18 protein-coding genes are annotated in these 17,145 nt (G+C 60.4%); 4 read left to right on the forward strand and 14 right to left on the reverse strand.

The genetic code is table 11. The features are described from left to right. Window positions 1–86: 86 nt before the first annotated feature. Complete coding sequence (gene acs, locus AC3DET_RS17785; protein ID WP_337732708.1) at window positions 87–2,030, forward strand: acetate--CoA ligase; 1,944 nt, start codon at window positions 87–89, stop codon at window positions 2,028–2,030. Window positions 2,031–2,146: 116 nt separating this feature from the next. Then, the gene (locus tag AC3DET_RS17790; protein WP_192203304.1) at window positions 2,147–2,815 is read left to right on the forward strand and encodes a response regulator transcription factor; all 669 of its coding nucleotides are present in this window, start codon (window positions 2,147–2,149) and stop codon (window positions 2,813–2,815) included. Between the two features lie 22 nt (window positions 2,816–2,837). Here AC3DET_RS17790 and AC3DET_RS17795 read toward each other — a convergent pair whose 3' ends face one another. Then, window positions 2,838–3,230, reverse strand: coding sequence for a Na+:solute symporter (locus AC3DET_RS17795; RefSeq protein WP_488392488.1), 393 nt, complete (start codon window positions 3,228–3,230; stop codon window positions 2,838–2,840). An 87-nt stretch (window positions 3,231–3,317) separates the two neighbouring features. Then, window positions 3,318–3,743, reverse strand: coding sequence for a hypothetical protein (locus AC3DET_RS17800; protein ID WP_488392489.1), 426 nt, complete (start codon window positions 3,741–3,743; stop codon window positions 3,318–3,320). Between the two features lie 121 nt (window positions 3,744–3,864). Between AC3DET_RS17800 and AC3DET_RS17805 the strand changes: the two genes are divergently transcribed. Both AC3DET_RS17805 and AC3DET_RS17810 read left to right on the forward strand, forming a co-directional pair. Next, window positions 3,865–4,905: a Gfo/Idh/MocA family protein gene (locus tag AC3DET_RS17805; protein WP_488392490.1), complete on the forward strand. Its 1,041-nt coding sequence runs from the start codon at window positions 3,865–3,867 to the stop codon at window positions 4,903–4,905. Continuing rightward, window positions 4,902–6,059 carry an NAD-dependent epimerase/dehydratase family protein gene (locus AC3DET_RS17810; protein ID WP_337732704.1) on the forward strand — a complete coding sequence of 386 codons (1,158 nt, stop codon included), beginning with the start codon at window positions 4,902–4,904 and terminating at the stop codon, window positions 6,057–6,059. Before AC3DET_RS17805 ends, AC3DET_RS17810 begins: the two co-directional genes overlap by 4 nt. 300 nt (window positions 6,060–6,359) lie before the next feature. Here the strand turns inward: AC3DET_RS17810 and AC3DET_RS17815 are convergent, their stop codons facing one another. The 12 genes from AC3DET_RS17815 to AC3DET_RS17870 all read right to left on the reverse strand — a co-directional run bounded on the left by AC3DET_RS17815 (window position 6,360) and on the right by AC3DET_RS17870 (window position 17,130). Beyond that, on the reverse strand, window positions 6,360–6,629 hold the full coding sequence (locus AC3DET_RS17815) for a DUF2798 domain-containing protein (RefSeq protein ID WP_337732703.1): 270 nt from the start codon (window positions 6,627–6,629) through the stop codon (window positions 6,360–6,362). Window positions 6,630–7,319: 690 nt separating this feature from the next. Continuing rightward, window positions 7,320–7,775: an Imm26 family immunity protein gene (locus AC3DET_RS17820; RefSeq protein WP_488392491.1), complete on the reverse strand. Its 456-nt coding sequence runs from the start codon at window positions 7,773–7,775 to the stop codon at window positions 7,320–7,322. A gap of 64 nt (window positions 7,776–7,839) precedes the next feature. Continuing rightward, on the reverse strand, window positions 7,840–8,277 hold the full coding sequence (locus tag AC3DET_RS17825; RefSeq protein ID WP_337732701.1) for a hypothetical protein: 438 nt from the start codon (window positions 8,275–8,277) through the stop codon (window positions 7,840–7,842). 69 nt (window positions 8,278–8,346) lie between these two features. After that, window positions 8,347–8,697 (reverse strand): hypothetical protein, encoded by a 351-nt coding sequence (locus AC3DET_RS17830; RefSeq protein ID WP_337732700.1) that lies wholly within the window; start codon window positions 8,695–8,697, stop codon window positions 8,347–8,349. A 909-nt stretch (window positions 8,698–9,606) separates the two neighbouring features. Continuing rightward, window positions 9,607–9,825, reverse strand: a complete 219-nt coding sequence (locus tag AC3DET_RS17835) for a hypothetical protein (protein WP_488392492.1) — start codon at window positions 9,823–9,825, stop codon at window positions 9,607–9,609. Between the two features lie 750 nt (window positions 9,826–10,575). After that, window positions 10,576–10,884 (reverse strand): hypothetical protein, encoded by a 309-nt coding sequence (locus AC3DET_RS17840; RefSeq protein ID WP_337732205.1) that lies wholly within the window; start codon window positions 10,882–10,884, stop codon window positions 10,576–10,578. Between the two features lie 501 nt (window positions 10,885–11,385). After that, window positions 11,386–11,688, reverse strand: coding sequence for a hypothetical protein (locus AC3DET_RS17845; protein ID WP_446539542.1), 303 nt, complete (start codon window positions 11,686–11,688; stop codon window positions 11,386–11,388). A 690-nt stretch (window positions 11,689–12,378) separates the two neighbouring features. Beyond that, window positions 12,379–12,741 carry a hypothetical protein gene (locus tag AC3DET_RS17850; RefSeq protein WP_488392493.1) on the reverse strand — a complete coding sequence of 121 codons (363 nt, stop codon included), beginning with the start codon at window positions 12,739–12,741 and terminating at the stop codon, window positions 12,379–12,381. A gap of 538 nt (window positions 12,742–13,279) precedes the next feature. Next, a complete protein-coding gene (locus tag AC3DET_RS17855) occupies window positions 13,280–13,612 on the reverse strand; it encodes a ribonuclease E inhibitor RraB (protein WP_488392494.1) in 333 nt (110 codons plus the stop codon). A 427-nt stretch (window positions 13,613–14,039) separates the two neighbouring features. Continuing rightward, entirely contained in the window at window positions 14,040–14,402 is a 363-nt protein-coding gene (locus AC3DET_RS17860) for a hypothetical protein (protein ID WP_488392495.1), read from the reverse strand. A 76-nt stretch (window positions 14,403–14,478) separates the two neighbouring features. After that, on the reverse strand, window positions 14,479–14,931 hold the full coding sequence (locus tag AC3DET_RS17865; protein WP_488392496.1) for a DUF6714 family protein: 453 nt from the start codon (window positions 14,929–14,931) through the stop codon (window positions 14,479–14,481). A 1,827-nt stretch (window positions 14,932–16,758) separates the two neighbouring features. Continuing rightward, a complete protein-coding gene (locus AC3DET_RS17870; RefSeq protein ID WP_446539538.1) occupies window positions 16,759–17,130 on the reverse strand; it encodes a hypothetical protein in 372 nt (123 codons plus the stop codon). Between the last annotated feature and the right edge of the window lie 15 nt (window positions 17,131–17,145).

The following is a 17,145-nucleotide window of genomic DNA, read 5'->3' on the forward strand; positions in this document are numbered from 1 at the left end:
ACCGCACGACGTACCTCCGTCGCCTCGCCCGGTCTTCGTCCATGCTTCAGAATCGACGCTTCACAGGAATGTCCCGGGAGGACCTCATGACTGATCTCTATCCGGTCAAGCCGGAATTCGCCGCCAGCGCGCGCATCACGCGCGAGCAGTACCAGCGCGACTACCAGGCATCCATCGACGATCCCGAGGCCTTCTGGGGCAAGGCGGCCGAACGCCTCGACTGGTTCACCAAGCCGACCCGGATCAAGGACGTCAGCTACGCCCTGGACGATTTCCACATCCGCTGGTTCGCCGACGGCGAACTCAACGCCAGCGTCAACTGCCTGGACCGCCAGCTGGCCGAGCGCGGCGACAAGGTCGCGCTGCTGTTCGAGCCCGACGGTCCCGACACGCCGTCCTACGGCGTCACCTATCGCGAGCTGTACGAGCGCACCTGCAAGCTGGCCAACGCCCTGCGTGCGCTGGGCGTGCAGAAGGGCGACCGCATCACCATCTACCTGCCGATGATCCCGGACGCCGCCGTGGCCATGCTGGCCTGCGCGCGCATCGGCGCCATCCACTCGGTGGTGTTCGGCGGCTTCGCGCCCAATTCCATCGCCGACCGCGTGGCCGACTGCGGCAGCAAGCTGATCATCACCGCCGACGAAGGCCTGCGTGGCGGCAAGAAAGTACCGCTGAAGGCGAACGTGGATGCCGCGCTTAAGCTGCCCGGCACCAACTCCGTCGAGACCGTCCTGGTCGTGCGCCACACCGGCGGCGCGGTGGACATGCAGATGCCGCGCGACCGCTGGTTCGATGCCGTCGTCGATGCGCAGCCGGCCGAGTGCGAGCCGGAGCGCATGAACGCCGAGGATCCGCTCTTCATCCTCTACACCTCCGGCTCCACCGGCAAGCCGAAGGGCGTGCTGCACACCACCGGCGGCTACCTGCTGTACGCGGCGTACACGCACGAAGCCGTGTTCGACCTGCGCGAGGACGACATCTACTGGTGCACCGCCGACGTGGGCTGGGTCACCGGCCACAGCTACATCGTCTACGGCCCGCTGGCCAATGGCGCCACCGCAGTGATGTTCGAAGGCGTGCCCAACTACCCCAACGTGTCGCGTTTCTGGGACGTCATCGACAAGCACAAGGTCACGATCTTCTACACCGCCCCCACTGCCATCCGCGCGCTGATGCGCGAGGGAGAGGCACCGGTGAAGAAGACCTCGCGTGCCTCGCTGCGCCTGCTGGGCAGCGTGGGCGAGCCGATCAATCCGGAAGCCTGGCGCTGGTACTACGAGACCGTCGGCGATTCGCGTTGCCCCATCGTCGACACGTGGTGGCAGACCGAGACCGGCGGCATCCTCATCACGCCGCTGGCCGGCGCCATCGACCTCAAGCCCGGCTCGGCCACGCTGCCGTTCTTCGGCGTGCGGCCGGCGCTGGTGGATGCGAATGGCGAGCAGCTGGAAGGCGCCACCGAAGGCAACCTGGTGCTGCTGGATTCCTGGCCGGGCCAGATGCGCACCGTGTACGGCGACCACCAGCGCTTCATCGACACGTATTTCCGCACCTATCCAGGCACCTACTTCACCGGCGACGGCTGCCGCCGCGATGCCGATGGCTACTATTGGATCACCGGTCGCGTCGATGACGTCATCAACGTGTCCGGCCACCGCATCGGCACCGCCGAAGTGGAAAGCGCGCTGGTCGCGCACCCGAAGGTGGCCGAAGCGGCGGTGGTCGGTTTTCCGCACGACATCAAGGGCCAGGGCATCTACGCCTACGTCACCCTCAAAGCCGGCGAAGCGCAGAGCGACGAACTGCTGAAGGAACTGGTGGCCTGGGTGCGCAAGGAGATCGGCCCCATCGCCACGCCGGACCATCTGCAGTGGGCGCCGGGCCTGCCGAAGACGCGCTCGGGCAAGATCATGCGCCGCATCCTGCGCAAGATCGCCGAGAACGCGCCGGAGCAGCTGGGCGACACCTCGACGCTGGCCGACCCGTCGGTGGTGGAATCGCTGGTGGCCGAACGCAAGGTCAAGTAGGCACGACCGGCCCGTCGCGGGGAGGCGGCGGGCCAGCAGCTGCGGGCATGTGACGCCCGCCGCTGTGCAGCACGCACCCCACGGATTACCCTTCCCCCACGATGGACCGCACCGCCATGCCCACCCTGCTGATCGCCGACGACCACCCGCTGTTCCGCGAAGCGCTGCGTGGCGCCGTGCAGCGCGTGATGCCGGGCGTGAAGCTGCATGAAGCCGACAGCGTCGATGCGCTCTACGTGCTCGTCGATGCGCACCCGGATGCCGACCTGCTGCTGATGGACCTCAACATGCCCGGCGCGCACGGCTTCAATGCGCTGGTGCATTTGCGCGCGCTGCATCCGCAGCTGCCCGTGGTCATCGTGTCGGCACGCGAGGAGCCGGCGGTGATGCGGCGCGCGCTGGACCACGGCGCGCTCGGCTTCATTCCGAAGTCCGCCGATTCGGACACCATCGGCCAAGCCATCGGTGCCGTGCTCGACGGTGAGCGCTGGGTGCCGGATGAGGCGCACAACGCACCGGCCACCAGTCGGGACGAACAGGAAACCGCGCAGCGCCTGCGCGACCTCACCCCGCAACAGTTCAAGGTGCTGCAGATGCTCGGCGCCGGCCGCCTCAACAAGCAGATCGCCTACGACCTGGGCGTGTCCGAAGCCACCATCAAGGCGCACGTCACCGCCATCCTGCGCAAGCTGCACGTCACCAACCGCACCCAGGCCGTGCTCGCGGCCGGTCGCCTGGCGGTGGACCCGGACGGCATCGTGTTGCCGCCGGAAGAAGCGGAGTAGGGCGCCGACGCGTGCGCGCGGGTTATCGACGGGGCGCCACCGACACGCCGAGCAGGCGCATCGCCGGTCCCGTAAGCAGCGCGCCGATGATCGCGCATGGCGTGCCCCACATCAGTACCGCCACGTAGATCATCGACGCACCGCCACCCTGGTACGGCCGTACGCAATCGGTGTAGTACGCCAACACCAGCCACGGTGCGAACAACAGGCACGCCCCCACCGCCCGCAGCGGATTGGCCGTCAGCAGCGAGACCAGCGCGGGCAGCAACGGCACCAGCACGAACATGCCCACCACCTGTAGGAACGTCGGCAACGTGTGCCTGTAACAGCCAACGCTGTTGAACGCCTGCAGCGCAATGACCAGTGCGATGGCGGTCATGCCGGTGGTCAGGGCCTGCCTGCGGGAAATCAGCATGGAGTGCACCGGTTTGCGAGGGCGTGCCGACGATACCGTGAAGCGCTAGCGAAAGCATGCGTAGGCGCCCTCCGATCGGATGCGCGGTCAGATCCTCGCGGATCGCGCGGAAACGGAGCCGACAAGTGCGGCGCAGACGGCCACCAATAGTCCGGTGAAGACGAACGGAGGACGCCATTGCGCATACGTCAAGGCGCTCAGCACCGCCGCCAGGAACAACAGGCAGGTCGCTAGGCGTGGACTAACCATGAGGACGAGACTTCCGGTCGCCAGCAGCCCGCTGGCTGACGCCCATGCCATGGCGGTCAGCACGCTGATTCCGCCGTCACGGAGTTGGCTGAGGGTCGTGGGGGTATAGAGCGCCACCACCAGCGTCTGGAAAGCCGCGAGGGAAAGCACGATGGCGATCCATCGGCGCGGTACGCGTGTGGATCCGGGGGCGGCGGACGATGCAGGCGCCTGATACGGGTTGTCTGGCGTCATCGTGCCTGGCCCCTTGGTGCGGTGGATCAAGCCTATCGTAGATGCCGGACGTCTGGCATGCGTGCCTGGCCGGGTGAGAACCGCAGTTCGCCGCAAGGCCGGTCGATGGCCCAATTCACGTATCGCTAGTGTGCTGACACGGAGAGGGACCTTGACGAGCTTTGATTCCAACCAGCCCGTACGGCTTGGCATTGTCGGGTGCGGGGCGATCACGCGCGAGGCGCATCTGCCCGTGATCATCGGGGACCGTCGGGTCGAGGTGACCGTGCTTTGCGACCGCGACCGCGGCAACGCCACGCATGCGGCGCGCGCCAGCGGTGTTGAGGCGGAGATCACCACCGAGCTCGCCGGGCTTGCCGGCAAGGTCGACGCCGCCATCGTGGCCGTCCCGCCGCGCTTCCACGCACCCGTCGCGATCCAGCTGATGGAAATGGGGATCGACGTCCTGTGCGAGAAGCCGCTGGCGATCACGGTCGCCGACGGCCGGAAAATGGTGGAGGCGGCGCGCAGGACCGAGCGGGTGCTCGCCGTCGCCCTCATGATGCGGTTCTTCCCGCACAACCGGTGGCTCGCGGACCTGGTGGAGGAAGGGGAGATCGGTGAAGTCCGCGAGGTGATCGTCGAAGATGGCGCGCCGCTCGATTGGCCGATGGCGAGCAACAGCTACTTCGATCGCAACGCGACCGGCGGGGGCGTACTGTTCGATACCGGCGTGCACCTGCTCGACCGGGTGCTCTGGCTCTTCGGCGACCTTACCGGGATCGCTTACGAGGACGATGCATTCGGTGGCTTCGAAAGCAACGCGAAGCTGACCGGCGTCCTGCAGATCGGCGGACGACCGGTGCCCGCGCGGCTGGAATTCAGCTGGTCGCACCGCCTGCGCCGCAGCATCCGGGTAGTGGGCGAGCGCGGCACGCTCGAGGCTTCGACCTCGGATCCCCGCACCCTGACCCTCCACCGGACCACGCGGCGTGGTCCGATGGAGATGCAGATCCTGTGCGCCAAGCGATGGGACGGGCGCAGCCACTACCGCGCGCAGCTCGATGACTTCGTCGGTGCGGTCCGCGAGCGGCGCGCACCGTTCGTGACCGGGGAGTCGGCGCTGCACGCGCTCGCCGTCATCGAGACGGCGTATGCGAGGCGCACATCCATGGCGCAACCCTGGCTGGCACGCATGGAGTCCTCGGCATGATGCCCACCAAGATCCTCGTCACCGGCGCCACCGGGTTCATCGGTTCGCGCCTGTGCGAACTCCTGTCGCTCGAGTACCGGCTCCCGTACCGTGCGCTGGTCCGCGACTTCTCGCGCGCCGTGCGGATCGCCCGGCTGGATACCGAGCTGGTCGCGGGCGACATGCTCGACGCCGCCAGCCTTGCGCGGGCGGTGGAAGGATGCGACGCCGTCGTCAACCTTGCCCACGGCGACGACGAGAGCGCCAGGACGCAGGCCACGCAGCTGATCGAGGCCTGCACGCGTGCCGGTGTCCGTCGTTTCGTCCACATCAGCTCGATGGCCGTGCATGGCCCGTCGCCGAAGCTGGACGTGCTCACCGAGGCCACCGCGCCCATCCAGCGATGGAACGAGGCCTACTCCGATGCCAAAGCGGCGTCCGAGGCCGTGGTGGTGGCAGCCGGTAAGCGGGGCGCGCTGGAGACCGTCGTGCTCCGTCCCACCATCGTCTACGGGCCCTACAGCTTCTTCGTCACGCCGATCGTCCAGGATGCGCGCGCGGGCCGGATCAGCCTGATCGATGGCGGCCGGGGCATCTGCAACGCGGTGTACGTCGACGATGTCTGCGAGGCGATCATGGCGGCGCTCGAGCGCGACGACGCGGTCGGCGCGGCGTTCCTGATCAACGGTGATGCCCGCATGACCTGGGGGGACTTCATCACCACGTTCGCCGGCATGGTCGAGGGAGAGAAGACCCTCCATGACTACTCGCTCGATGAGATCGCCCGCTACTGGCAGGCGAAGCGTCCGCGTGCGCGCGACAGCGTCACCGCCGCGATCCGCCTCGCCGCCTCGCCGGCCTTCCACGCCCAGCTCGGCACCATCCCGCCCGTCGGCAAGCTGATCCGCGGCACCAAGGAAATGGTCGCCCGCCGGATCACCGCCGAGCAGAAGATGATGATCAAGTCCCGGCTGCAGCGCCGCAGCACCGCAACACCGGCCGACGATGTACCGGCACTGCGGATGCCCAGCGAGGGTCGCGTCGTGCGCGAAGCGTACCGGTCATGGGTATCGAATGATCTGGCCAGGACCCGGCTCGGTTGGACGCCCACCCACTCGTTCGAACTCGGCGCCCGGCGCACGGGCGAGTGGATGCGCTTCGCGCGGATCGTTTGATCTGGAGATAGCCGGGCTTCCGGCTACTGCAGTGATGGTGGGTATCGACTTCCTGTTCGACGCTGGATTCACTGCTGCGTGCAATGAGACCTGCTGTGGAGCAAGGGCCGAACCATAGTAAAACTCCATCTGGCCGGCGCGGTTGGCGTGCTGGGAGCGCGGCTTACCGATGAGCGCAGCTGAGGCGCCAGGACCAATGCCGAAGGCTACGCTTCCAACTTGAGTGAAGGGACAGGTTTTTACGGCGCCCGACACCTGAATCAAACCGCGCCGCGAAGCGGCGTCGGCTTGAATGAATTGTTAGGCCGCTCGCACGAGTGCTGCGGTTACCTTGCGAACTATAGGCAGTACCAACAGCAATACCGGAAAGGCGATCAGCCACGAGACACCCCAGGCCGCAAGCCATTTGGACGCGAATTGAGGCGACATGCCAATGCTTTTGAACGTGCTGACCAAGGACACGATGCAGGTCATTAGGATAGACAGCAGCAGAGGCATGACCAGCGAGCCGTAGCGCGCGGGGAGTTTGGGAATGCCAAAGAGGACGGTGGATTTGTTTGAAGCGTTCATGAGTGATCTCCTGGATCCGGTCAAGCAAAGGCGCCTTTTACCCGTGAACGGGTAAACAGCCCCGGCAATGCCGGAGATGATGGGCGCGTTGGTTGACGTGAACGCTTACGGCCGACCGCGAGAACCGCGATGGCGGAGGAAATGTTAGGAGTGGCGGCGCGTCTTGGCAAGAGCGGCCTAACACCAGAATTAAGCCGGCCCGCGAAGCGGGTCCGGCTTGAATGAATTGTTAGGTGCCATGGCCGAGATCACTGAGCGGAGATCCTCCACGGCACGTTGTCGAATCTTGGGGGACTTGATATGGCCAGGCAACCGGCTGAGCCAGTGACTGCTGGGGCCGTGCCCGCCACCGCGAATAGCGGACAGGCGGCGCGATGTCGGAAGGGGCTTGCGCCCAAGGACATCGACACACTCGGCAAGCTGTGCAGCGGAGGAGAAGCGGAAAACAAAACCCTGTGACTCCACGCAAAGCACGGTGTAGCCGTTGCGATCCTCGGCTCTAGGGGCCGGCGGGCTGTATGACTCAGACGCACGCCATGCGGCACCGCCCAGCTCTAAGTGAACCCAGTAGGCCATCGGCTCATCGCGCCAGTCCTGGGTGTGTTCGATCCAGTTGCGGGCAACCTTTCCCATGGCACTTAACGCCTGAATCAAGCCAATCCGCGAAGCGGGTTCGGCTTGAATGAATTGTTAGGCTCCGGCCACATAAGCACCTGGTGGCATTTTTCGTTTAATGAGGAGCTCGGTGAAGTAATCAGGGTCTGCCATCGCGTCCCAGGGGCTGAACCCATGATAGGCCTCCATGAACTGGCGGATGATACCGGAGCCCTGAATCGAGACGCCGACCCAATGGACATCACGGAAGCCCTCCCACGTTAGATGATCGGCTGAAACCATCACAGGGCGATTGCCTAGAATCGGCCAATAGCGTCGTTGAAGCAGGTCTGGGGTCGAAAGCACTACGGAACTAGGCTGGCCCAATGGTGGTACCGGGTGGGACGGACGATGTGTATGATCAAACAAGGCGCATCCAACAGCTCCGAGATCCTCGACCCAAGCAACAACCTGTCCGAGAGCTTGATCGCCGTCGGGCAGCGGGATGGCAAAGACATCGCCAATTTCAGGTTTGAGCAGTCTTCTCCCCAAGGGGCCTAACACCTGAATTAAGCCGACACGCGAAGCGGCGTCGGCTTGAATGAATTGTTAGCACTCACTCCGCAAACTTGATCTGAGTGGCGCTGTCTACTTGCACATGAGTTTGATAGTAGTACTTTCCAGTCGGTTTGCCATCAGTCACGAAGTCTATGCGGTTACGCTTTGCAACACCGAGAACGACAAGCCTGCGATTCTTGAGATCTTGGAACTTGACGCCAAGGCGTTGCTCAAGCTTTGGAACCACTGAAGTTGGCATGCGGATAGTGAGGTTCCGTTGATCACGATAGTCTTTCTCAGAGTTCAGGAAAGATCGCTCCGGATAGGAGTCAAGTGCTTTGACGGTGATGATGAACTCACCGCGCACGCCGTTTCTTGGGTCATCGTTTGCCGCGCGAATTGCGTCGATAGGCTCGATCCAGCCTTTTGAGTTGGTCGGAACGGTTGAGCAGGCGCAGATAAGAAGCGCAGCGGCAATGACGACCAAAGAACGCATGAAACCTCCAGTGAGTGCTAACGCCTGAATCAAGCCGACCCGCGAAGCGGGTTCGGCTTGAATGAATTGTTAGCCCTCAAGCAAGCGCTGCCTAAGCTGGTGGATGATCTCTTGAGTGATCTCGTAGTTGATTGATGGATTAGCCAAGCAAAATAGCAGGTCATCCAGGAGTTCCTTCTTCTCTGACGCGAATCCTACATCTTCGCGCTGTTCAAGATTCTCGGCCCATTCCTCAAGCTGGTCGGCGGTAAGTCGGTCAGACAAGAAGCGGTCCATAACACTAACGAAGTGCTCTGCCGTAAGTATGAGCAGCGGCTCATCAGACCAATCCCAGCCCATGGATCGAAGCTCATCGATGAGTGGGGCGGATGGCTCTTCAAAGCGGGCGAGCCTGGAAAGGATTGCAGCGCGAGTATCCATTGAGGGCTAACGCCAGAATTAAGCCGGCCCGCGAAGCGGGTTCGGCTTGAATGAATTGTTAGGGCCCTCTACGTGATAGCTGGCATGAGACTCGATCCACACGCCGCGAGTAGAGGGATCTTGTAATGACGCGGGAGGCGAGGTGAACAGCTCAAGGTGCACGGTCTCTCGGTTGGCCCAGCGAGCGCCAACGTAACGGAGGCGTAGAACCAAGTGCGATCCTGTGACTCCGTTAGAGGTGACCGGCTCATCTAGCCGGATGAGCGCAGCAGATTGACCGTTCTCGCCTTGGATGAAACCGACGCACTCCCCGAAGTGGGCGATCCGGCCATTGAGCCATTTCGGCTCCATGTCGTAGCCGCCATCTAACCGAACCCGATTACCGGCACGAAGCCGGTGGCCTAACAGGTTGGCTAAGAAGGAAAGTGCCATGAAGGCCCTAACGCCTGAATTAAGCCGACCCGCACTGGACCGGCACCGAAGCCGATAGTACCTAGAACCAACCGAAGTTAGCTAACCTGATGCGGGTTCGGCTTGAATGAATTGTTAGGCGTCACGTCATTGTTACGAAGACACCTATCGGAACAACAACAACTCCCAGCCAGAACGCCACCTTTGAAAAGCTCCTCTCATTTGAGGAACTGCCTCTAGGGCTATAGGACTCTCGGCCAGAAATCGTTGTAATGAAGGCGAGAACGGTCCACCACCACAATGATGGGGGCAGGCCGAGATCTTTTGCAGAGAACGCAATAATGCAGGCTCCAGCCAGAAGCAGCCATGCTGTGATTGTCCAAGTGCCCCGCGAGAGTTTCATGTGACGCCTAACGCTTGAGTTAAGCCGTGCCGCGAAGCGGCATCGGCTTGAACGAATTGTTAGGTGCGCACCAACCGCAGAGCCCGCGCATCTGGTCAACGCACCCGGAACGCACGTTGCTTAGCTGGAATGCCGTGAGTGTTCTCCCGAATTTGCTCAAGCATGACGAGGCGCTTGAAGAATGACTTGCGTCCCTGCGAAGTGCCCCCGTTGGTGTAGCCATACACGCAGCGATTGATCTCTCGGTTCAGATCTTCGAGCGGCAATGACGCCAACACCTCAGGGCTCTGCTCTTTGATGGTGGGAGTTGCCATTGCGCACCTAACACCGGAATTAAGCCGACCCGCGAAGCGGGTTCGGCTTGAATGAATTGTTAGGCGCTACGGAAGCACTCATCGTGAGAAGTTGAGAGCGCCGAGCAGGGCAGTGGCAACTGGGCCCGTGGAGGATACAAGAGTCCAATTGCGAAGTGAGCGAATAGTAGCCACATTTCTCTTGGTCCAAAACATGATGTTGCCAAGAGCCACCGGGGCAGGATACGCAAGAATGGCAGCCACGAATGCCAGAAGGAACGGGTCTCTCTCTGAGCCGGGGGCGTCGAAGAGAAAAATGGCAAAAAACAAAGCCAGAGGCCAAGCGAGAAGGCTCACTGCCAAGAGGACATTGATCGCCGCAAGAAGTCGATGCATGGATAGCGCCTAACACCAGAATTAAGCCGACCCGCGAAGCGGGTTCGGCTTGAATGACTTGTTAGGCCCCGGTACCGTAGGGGCCCGGTGGGGATTGTGCTGCTACAGCCCTGGTCGACTCAAGGAAGTCGTGGATGGCAGCCGGATCGGTTGTTTGGCCGGGAGCAGTAAGGCCCGCGTAGCAGAACAGAAAGTCCGACACCGACGTATCGCCGCGCGCGAGATATGCGCTGACGAAGTGCTCCATGACTCGGTATGCATCTTGGACCGAGATCACTTGTCGTAATGAGTTCTCCAGATCGGGAAGATCTTTCATACGGGGCCTAACACCTGAATTAAGCCGACCCGCGAAGCGGGTTCGGCTTGAATGAATTGTTAGGCCTCTGCCCGCGAGACGTACTTACTACGGGTGAGGCCGTCTACGTACTCTCTCAGATCTGCATCAGTCGCGAAATGGAGGAGATCTTGAGAAAGGAGGTAGCGCTCCTTTGCACTAGACCAAACCTCATCGTCATCTAGCCATAGCAGTGCCTCAAACCGTCTAAAAACATTGTTATCGACAACGTGTACCGGTTCAGCCGGATCACCGACAAGAACCCATTCCCCGCCATACGACGCCAATGCGAGCGCAACCTCTGCGTCGGATATGGCGGCTGCAAGTTTGACGATCTGCTTGCGACTCATGATTGCTGAGGCCTAACACCAGAATTAAGCCGACCCGCGAAGCGGGTTCGGCTTGAATGAATTGTTAGACCTCACCTGCAGGCTCCAAGGGAGGGAACACCTTGCCAATCTTTCCCATGCCAGCTAGCCGGATAAATTGCCGCGGAGCAACTGGCTCTGAGACAAACATAGAGGCTCTATGGTCCATTGCAATCGTCTGACTGCCGTCCCACCAAAGAAGATCGCCGTTATCAGAAACTGACCAAAGCACGTAAGCAGATAGGTTGAGGCTGTGCCACGTCTCAGACTTTACGAAGGCCCAGCGCTCGTTCTGCGTGTACAAATCCAGGCCGGACTCGTCTGAGCTACCCAGAATAGTGAAGAACGCATAGGGGCGCCTACCAAATTCCGAGACCAACTCCTGAAGCTCAGACTGTAATCCATCAACGTCCATGGAACTCCCATGAGGTCTAACACCGGAATTAAGCCGACCCGCGAAGCGGGTTCGGCTTGAATGAATTGTTAGGCACCATACTCGTCTTGGTAGTAGTTCTCTAGAGCTTGGCCAGCCGCGTAGAGCTCCGTTGAAACGCCAAACTCTCCTAGTGCGCGAGTGATGCCGAGACCTGCACCTTTACTGGGTGGGAGACGGCCAGAAGCAGCCTGCTCACGGATGGCGCGAAAGTTGGCGATGGTGAGATCGCAGTCCTCGACCAGCCAAGTCTGTCCGGCGGTAGCTGCCGATGATTGCGCCTTCTGAGCAGCGTCAATTGCCGCGTCAGCGAGTTGAATCATGCGGATAGCTTTTGGATCGCCTAGATGCATGGAATGGTGCCTAACACCGGAATTAAGCCGACCCGCGAAGCGGGTTCGGCTTGAATGAATTGTTAGGCCCCGATCCGTTTACGGGATCTGCGAGCCTTGTTGTGTGAACGAATTGCCTCATCGCAATCAGCCTCTGTCGGGAGAGTGCGATCAGTTTCAATTGCATGCCAGCCCCCACAATCTGGATCAGGGCAGCCGCAAGTAGTAAAGCGAACCGGGTGTTTGGAAAGCCCGTCCCGCTTTTGGATGGCATTGGTGCGCTCCTGGCTTTTGATGACGTCAACGATCGCGCCACGTTTCAAGAATTTTCCGACCATCTTAGATGTCTCTTTCGGGGCCTAACACCGGAATTAAGCCGACCCGCGAAGCGGGGTCGGCTTGAATGAATTGTTAGGCCGCACTACCGCCACGGCCGCAGATTTCGAGCGCCAGAAGCTATCATGAAAATTCCCGCTAGACCGAAAGCGGTTATGCAAAATCCAGCAACCCAGCCAGTGTAAGTGACCCCCCTCATCTCGAATGAAGGAAAGCCAGACGACAGCCATGCGAGTGCACGAGACCCTCCATAGAGAACGAATAGCACGCCGACCAAAAGCATGATCCATTGCTTGGTGCGATCAATCTCTGACATGTGCGGCCTAACGCCAGAATTAAGCCGACCCGCGAAGCGGGTTCGGCTTGAATGAATTGTTAGGCCCGCCTGATCTCGCCGCAAGCCAAGACGGCATGATGAGGGAGCCAGCAGTCACTGCGCTCTGTGCCGATCTCATGGCCGTTGGAGCACAGCAAGTTGAAACCGTCTAAACCATCGAGGCCGCAGCAGCCATTGAGCCTGGAGCCATCCTGGTGGTGCTGAGTGTGCTGAAGATCTCTGAGATTGACCAGAAAGTCACCAGGGCACTCGGGCTCAAACTCCCCGTCCGAGACCACAAAGTAGCCAGGGGAGAATAAATCCTCTCCGTCCTTCTGGTTGAGGGAAACGCCTACGGGCAGCGGCGCCAGATCGCTGGCAATCACGACGCCGCATATTGAGCAGTGGAAGGAGCTGGTCAAGGGCCTAACACCTGAATTAAGCCGACCTGCGAAGCGGGTTCGGCTTGAATGAATTGTTAGGGCGCATCCGCCGGCACCCCATAGAACGAGAGATCGATGTTGCAACCCAACTCAGCAGCTAGCTGGATGATAGCGGTTGAAAGCCGGTAGGACGGCCACGGCCGATCCTCCGTAGCCAGGTCATACAAGCCGAAGTCGATTGTGGCCGAAGAGAACCCTAGGCTCTTAATGAGAAGAATGTCGCTCTTGTGCCTGCGGATGAACTTAGCTGCTTGCGTTGACTGAGCGGATAAGCCTTCAGCGGAAGACAGCTCAATGTTAAAGCCAGAAGTCTCAATGGGGCCGCGGCTCTTAAGGATGCTTGGTTCGCCTTTCCAGAAGACTCGGGCTGGTTGAATCGATGACGCAGCAAGGAACTTGCGGACCTTGGCTGTTGATCCTGAAACTCTGAGCATGCATGACGGCATCTATGCGCCCTAACACCAGAATTAAGCCGACCCGCGAAGCGGGTTCGGCTTGAATGAATTGTTAGACCGCATTAGTGCATGACTCCCCAAGACTCGCAAACGCCGCCGAACTGCTCCATTGCCGCGCTAGCCTGGCGCTGGACTGATGTCACACCCTCGTACGAGACCTTGCCTAGAACTTGGAATTGGACATAACCGTCGCCGAGCTCGTCAGGCGGGTACAGGCCAAGCTCGCCATACAGTGCCCGAAGAAGATCGAGGGCGGCTGCTTGAGGGGGCCAGCTCTCGAAATCCACGTTGTAGTCGACGAAGTACTGCTTGGAGAAATCGAAGGCATTGGCAGCGAGCTTGCGGAATACGCCGCCATCCGCATCATCAGGCCAATCTTCAGTGAACTCTGTCATGCGGTCTAACACCGGAGTTAAGCCGACCCGCGAAGCGGGTTCGGCTTGAATGATTTGTTAAGGCCCATTTGCAATATGGCCAAGGAATAGCTCCAGCAGCTCTACACAGTACTGCTTGGCCTCCGCTGCGTCAGCTACGTAGTAGCCACTGCAATGAACCGCGTCAACAACCGATGGCTCGTCGCCAGCGTTGGAGTGGATAGCCTGTCTGAGTGCGGCCCCTATCTCCTCAAGGAGTTCCGGGTGTCGCCTTGCAAGAGCAGCCATGTCAAAGGCCGCTTCCTCGAGAGAGTCTTGGCGCACAAAGGCGCCAAAAATCTGATCGAGAGTGATCGGTTGCGGCATGCTCGGTATGGGCCCTAACACCTGAATTAAGCCGACCCGCGAAGCGGGTTCGGCTTGAATGAATTGTTAGGCCGCAGCCAGCTCACCAAGCTACCGCCGCCCCTTGCTGGCGAAGATAGCGCTCGACGGCCTCCCAGCGCGACTCCATGAGGTGGTAGAAGTGGTCGCAGAGCGCGCCCATTTGCTCGCGGTCGTGCTCGGCTAGGGCCATGAGTTGAATGAGGATGGTCGCAGACGCTTGGTCTTGGGCGCGCTGAAGTGTGCCGGTGAGCCATTCAAGTTCCGCGGTGTGCCCGCCACTCAGCAAGTAATCCTCAAAGCCGCCCTCCATCTCGTAATAGAGATTGAGGTCGTGGACCACAAATACGTCCCGCTCCAAAGGCATCAATGCCGAGAAGTCAGCAAGGCCCCGGTCGTAGATTTGAGGAAGGTTGAGTGTCTGCATCCTACGGCCTAACGCCTGAATTAAGCCGACCCGCGAAGCGGGTTCGGCTTGAATGAATTGTTAGGTGCCAGCCAGCTCACCGGTAAGTGGCCCCCGGTGCCCAATACTCCTCAAGCGCGATCATAGCTGGCTCCCGCCACACCGATTCCTCCGAGAAGGCGAGCTTGTCGAGCACGGCCACTACCGCCTGCTCCTCGGTGCCGGATAGCGAGCCGAAGCGAGGCGGATCACGATCGGGTGGCCGAAGCGAGAACAGGAAGGTGTCCGTAGCGCTCGATGTGGGGTTGGACATGTTTTGTAAGGCGTGACCAAGCAAATGAGGCAGATAGAAGCGCCAGGACTGATTGTCTAAGTGCGAGATACCCCAATGGTGCGCCTCAAGGTATTCAGGCGTGACTCTGTCTGTCTCGGGGTCAAATGCGGGCGCCGCGTCGTAGCTGTCTAGAGCGTTTCCGCCACGGAGAGACATTGCTGGAGCAGTGGGGAGATCACTAAAGCTCTTAGCCAATTCTGTAGTGACGCTATCCATGGCACCTAACACCAGAATTAAGCCGACCCGCGAAGCGGGTTCGGCTTGAATGAACTGTTAGGCCCCAGCACGGCGCAGTATCTCTGCGTGGGACTGGAGAGCCGTACCACAGAAGGGGCAGAACAGAACAGCTTGATCGAACCAGCCGACACCTTGGTCTGTATTGGCATATCCAACAGACAAGTACAGGATGCCATTGCCCTCAACCCGAAGCAGCTTTTCGGGTGGTGATGTCATCGCATCCTGCATGTCGCTACAGCAACTCCCAAAGCTCGACATAGAAATCTCCTGGGGTCTAACACCAGAATTAAGCCGACCCGCGAAGCGGGTTCGGCTTGAATGACTTGTTAGGCCCCGGTACCGTAGGGGCCCGGTGGGGATTGTGCTGCTACAGCCCTGGTCGACTCAAGGAAGTCGTGGATGGCAGCCGGATCGGTTGTTTGGCCGGGAGCAGTAAGGCCCGCGTAGCAGAACAGAAAGTCCGACACCGACGTATCGCCGCGCGCGAGATATGCGCTGACGAAGTGCTCCATGACTCGGTATGCATCTTGGACCGAGATCACTTGTCGTAATGAGTTCTCCAGATCGGGAAGATCTTTCATACGGGGCCTAACACCGGAATTAAGCCGACCCGCGAAGCGGGTTCGGCTTGAATGAATTGTTAGGCGCCAGATTGTTGCCGAAGCCAGAGCTACACTCTAGGGCCTTCACTGAAGCTCGCCGTCTAGAAACTGTTTAAGTATCGCAAGCTTTCCTTGGAGGTGCTCCGGTAGCGTGTCTGATGGACGAGACTCGAGATCGGTGATGGCACGGCGAACACTGGTCTGAACTGCCGCAAGCTCCTCAGGCGATAGGCCATGAATTAGTGTCTGCCATGCATCCTGCTCTAGTGCGGCAGTCTCCTCTGGGTCGTGGCCACCCGAGGGCTGGAAAGTAACTGCACACAGAAGGTCAGTTGCGATATCAGCGAGACTTTGCATAGTGATTAGCTTGGTTGGCGCCTAACACCTGAATTAAGCCGACCCGCGAAGCGGGTTCGGCTTGAATTAATTGTTAGCGCTCATGCCTGGAAGCGTGGCGCCACAAGCGGATGGTAGGACAGAGCGACGCCACACAGCCAGGCTAGTGCCCCAACAGCGAAGAGCGCAGTACTAAAGCTACCTATATGGCTTGCGAGCGGCGATTGCGCTAGAAGCCACACAGCTAAGAGGACAAGAGCAGATGCGGCTGTAGCGAGTAGTCGGCCCCACCGTTTGAGTCGAATGAGGCCTACCGAAGCCACTGCTCCAATCGCAAAGCCGCCAAGCAGCAAAGCGGCGCCGAGGACCCACATTGGGGGTGGTTGATCTAGCGGGATACTCACGGTCATGGGGCGCTCGAATGGCAAGAGCAAAGCCGCCAAGAGCAGGGCTAGCGAAGAAAAGGTCAACGTGCGGATGATAGAGACCATGAGCGCTAACACCGGAATTAAGCCGACCTGCGAAGCGGGTTCGGCTTGAATGAATTGTTATGCGCCAAGGTAAGCCCGAAGCCCGCGCCCTGCAACGGGTCCGGAGCATCCGGGAGCAGGAAATCACTCGCCGCCAGCCCGTAATAGGGCGGGGCCGGTAAAGACCGAAGCCGATAGCGACGCCGGTCCGCGAGCCAGCCAATCATCCGTAGGCCGCGCGGCGCGAGAGCGATTTACCCGAAGTCGAGTGAAGCAAAGGAAGCCGCGGACCCCGCACGATCGACTTGCAACCGAAGCCGACAACGATCAAAGCCTCACCCACGTATAACACCTTGAGTTAAGCCGACCCGCGAAGCGGGTTCGGCTTGAACGAATTGTTAGAGCGCGCCGAAGAAATCTGTCAGCTCTTTGTCCGTGTGTGGTGTTTCCCACTTGGACATCCAGCAGAAGGATACTCCTGCACGCTCCGCGGTACGCTTGAACTGCTCCAGCTCTTCCTGGCTGGGAGTGTAATGCTCAGGGATAAAGTGCATCAATGCGGTCGGCCTACGCAGTGAGAAGCCAGGCGCCAGCTCGCGAACCATCTCCTTCAGCAGGAGGCGAATGCGCGAGAAGTCCTCGACCGGCCCTCTGCGGTTATCCAGAGCATGACAGTCTCGACGGATGGACCTTTCCCCGCCTAGTACGCGGGCCATCAGGTGGTCGGGATAGACCTGTATGTAGATGATTGGGCGATCCCAGAACCCCATAGCGCTCTAACACCT

The organism is Pseudoxanthomonas sp. 97-1-1 (genome assembly GCF_057773125.1).

Bases quoted from the DNA above. Each gene is read 5' to 3' on its own strand.
- acs (WP_337732708.1), top strand. From the start codon at position 87: ATGACTGATCTCTATCCGGTCAAGCCGGAATTCGCCGCCAGCGCGCGC.
- AC3DET_RS17790 (WP_192203304.1), top strand. From the start codon at position 2,147: ATGCCCACCCTGCTGATCGCCGACGACCACCCGCTGTTCCGCGAAGCG.
- AC3DET_RS17795 (WP_488392488.1), bottom strand. From the start codon at position 3,230: ATGCTGATTTCCCGCAGGCAGGCCCTGACCACCGGCATGACCGCCATC.
- AC3DET_RS17810 (WP_337732704.1), top strand. From the start codon at position 4,902: ATGATGCCCACCAAGATCCTCGTCACCGGCGCCACCGGGTTCATCGGT.
- AC3DET_RS17815 (WP_337732703.1), bottom strand. From the start codon at position 6,629: ATGAACGCTTCAAACAAATCCACCGTCCTCTTTGGCATTCCCAAACTC.
- AC3DET_RS17825 (WP_337732701.1), bottom strand. From the start codon at position 8,277: ATGCGTTCTTTGGTCGTCATTGCCGCTGCGCTTCTTATCTGCGCCTGC.
- AC3DET_RS17830 (WP_337732700.1), bottom strand. From the start codon at position 8,697: ATGGATACTCGCGCTGCAATCCTTTCCAGGCTCGCCCGCTTTGAAGAG.
- AC3DET_RS17835 (WP_488392492.1), bottom strand. From the start codon at position 9,825: ATGGCAACTCCCACCATCAAAGAGCAGAGCCCTGAGGTGTTGGCGTCA.
- AC3DET_RS17840 (WP_337732205.1), bottom strand. From the start codon at position 10,884: ATGAGTCGCAAGCAGATCGTCAAACTTGCAGCCGCCATATCCGACGCA.
- AC3DET_RS17845 (WP_446539542.1), bottom strand. From the start codon at position 11,688: ATGCATCTAGGCGATCCAAAAGCTATCCGCATGATTCAACTCGCTGAC.
- AC3DET_RS17855 (WP_488392494.1), bottom strand. From the start codon at position 13,612: ATGACAGAGTTCACTGAAGATTGGCCTGATGATGCGGATGGCGGCGTA.
- AC3DET_RS17860 (WP_488392495.1), bottom strand. From the start codon at position 14,402: ATGCAGACACTCAACCTTCCTCAAATCTACGACCGGGGCCTTGCTGAC.
- AC3DET_RS17865 (WP_488392496.1), bottom strand. From the start codon at position 14,931: ATGGATAGCGTCACTACAGAATTGGCTAAGAGCTTTAGTGATCTCCCC.
- AC3DET_RS17870 (WP_446539538.1), bottom strand. From the start codon at position 17,130: ATGGGGTTCTGGGATCGCCCAATCATCTACATACAGGTCTATCCCGAC.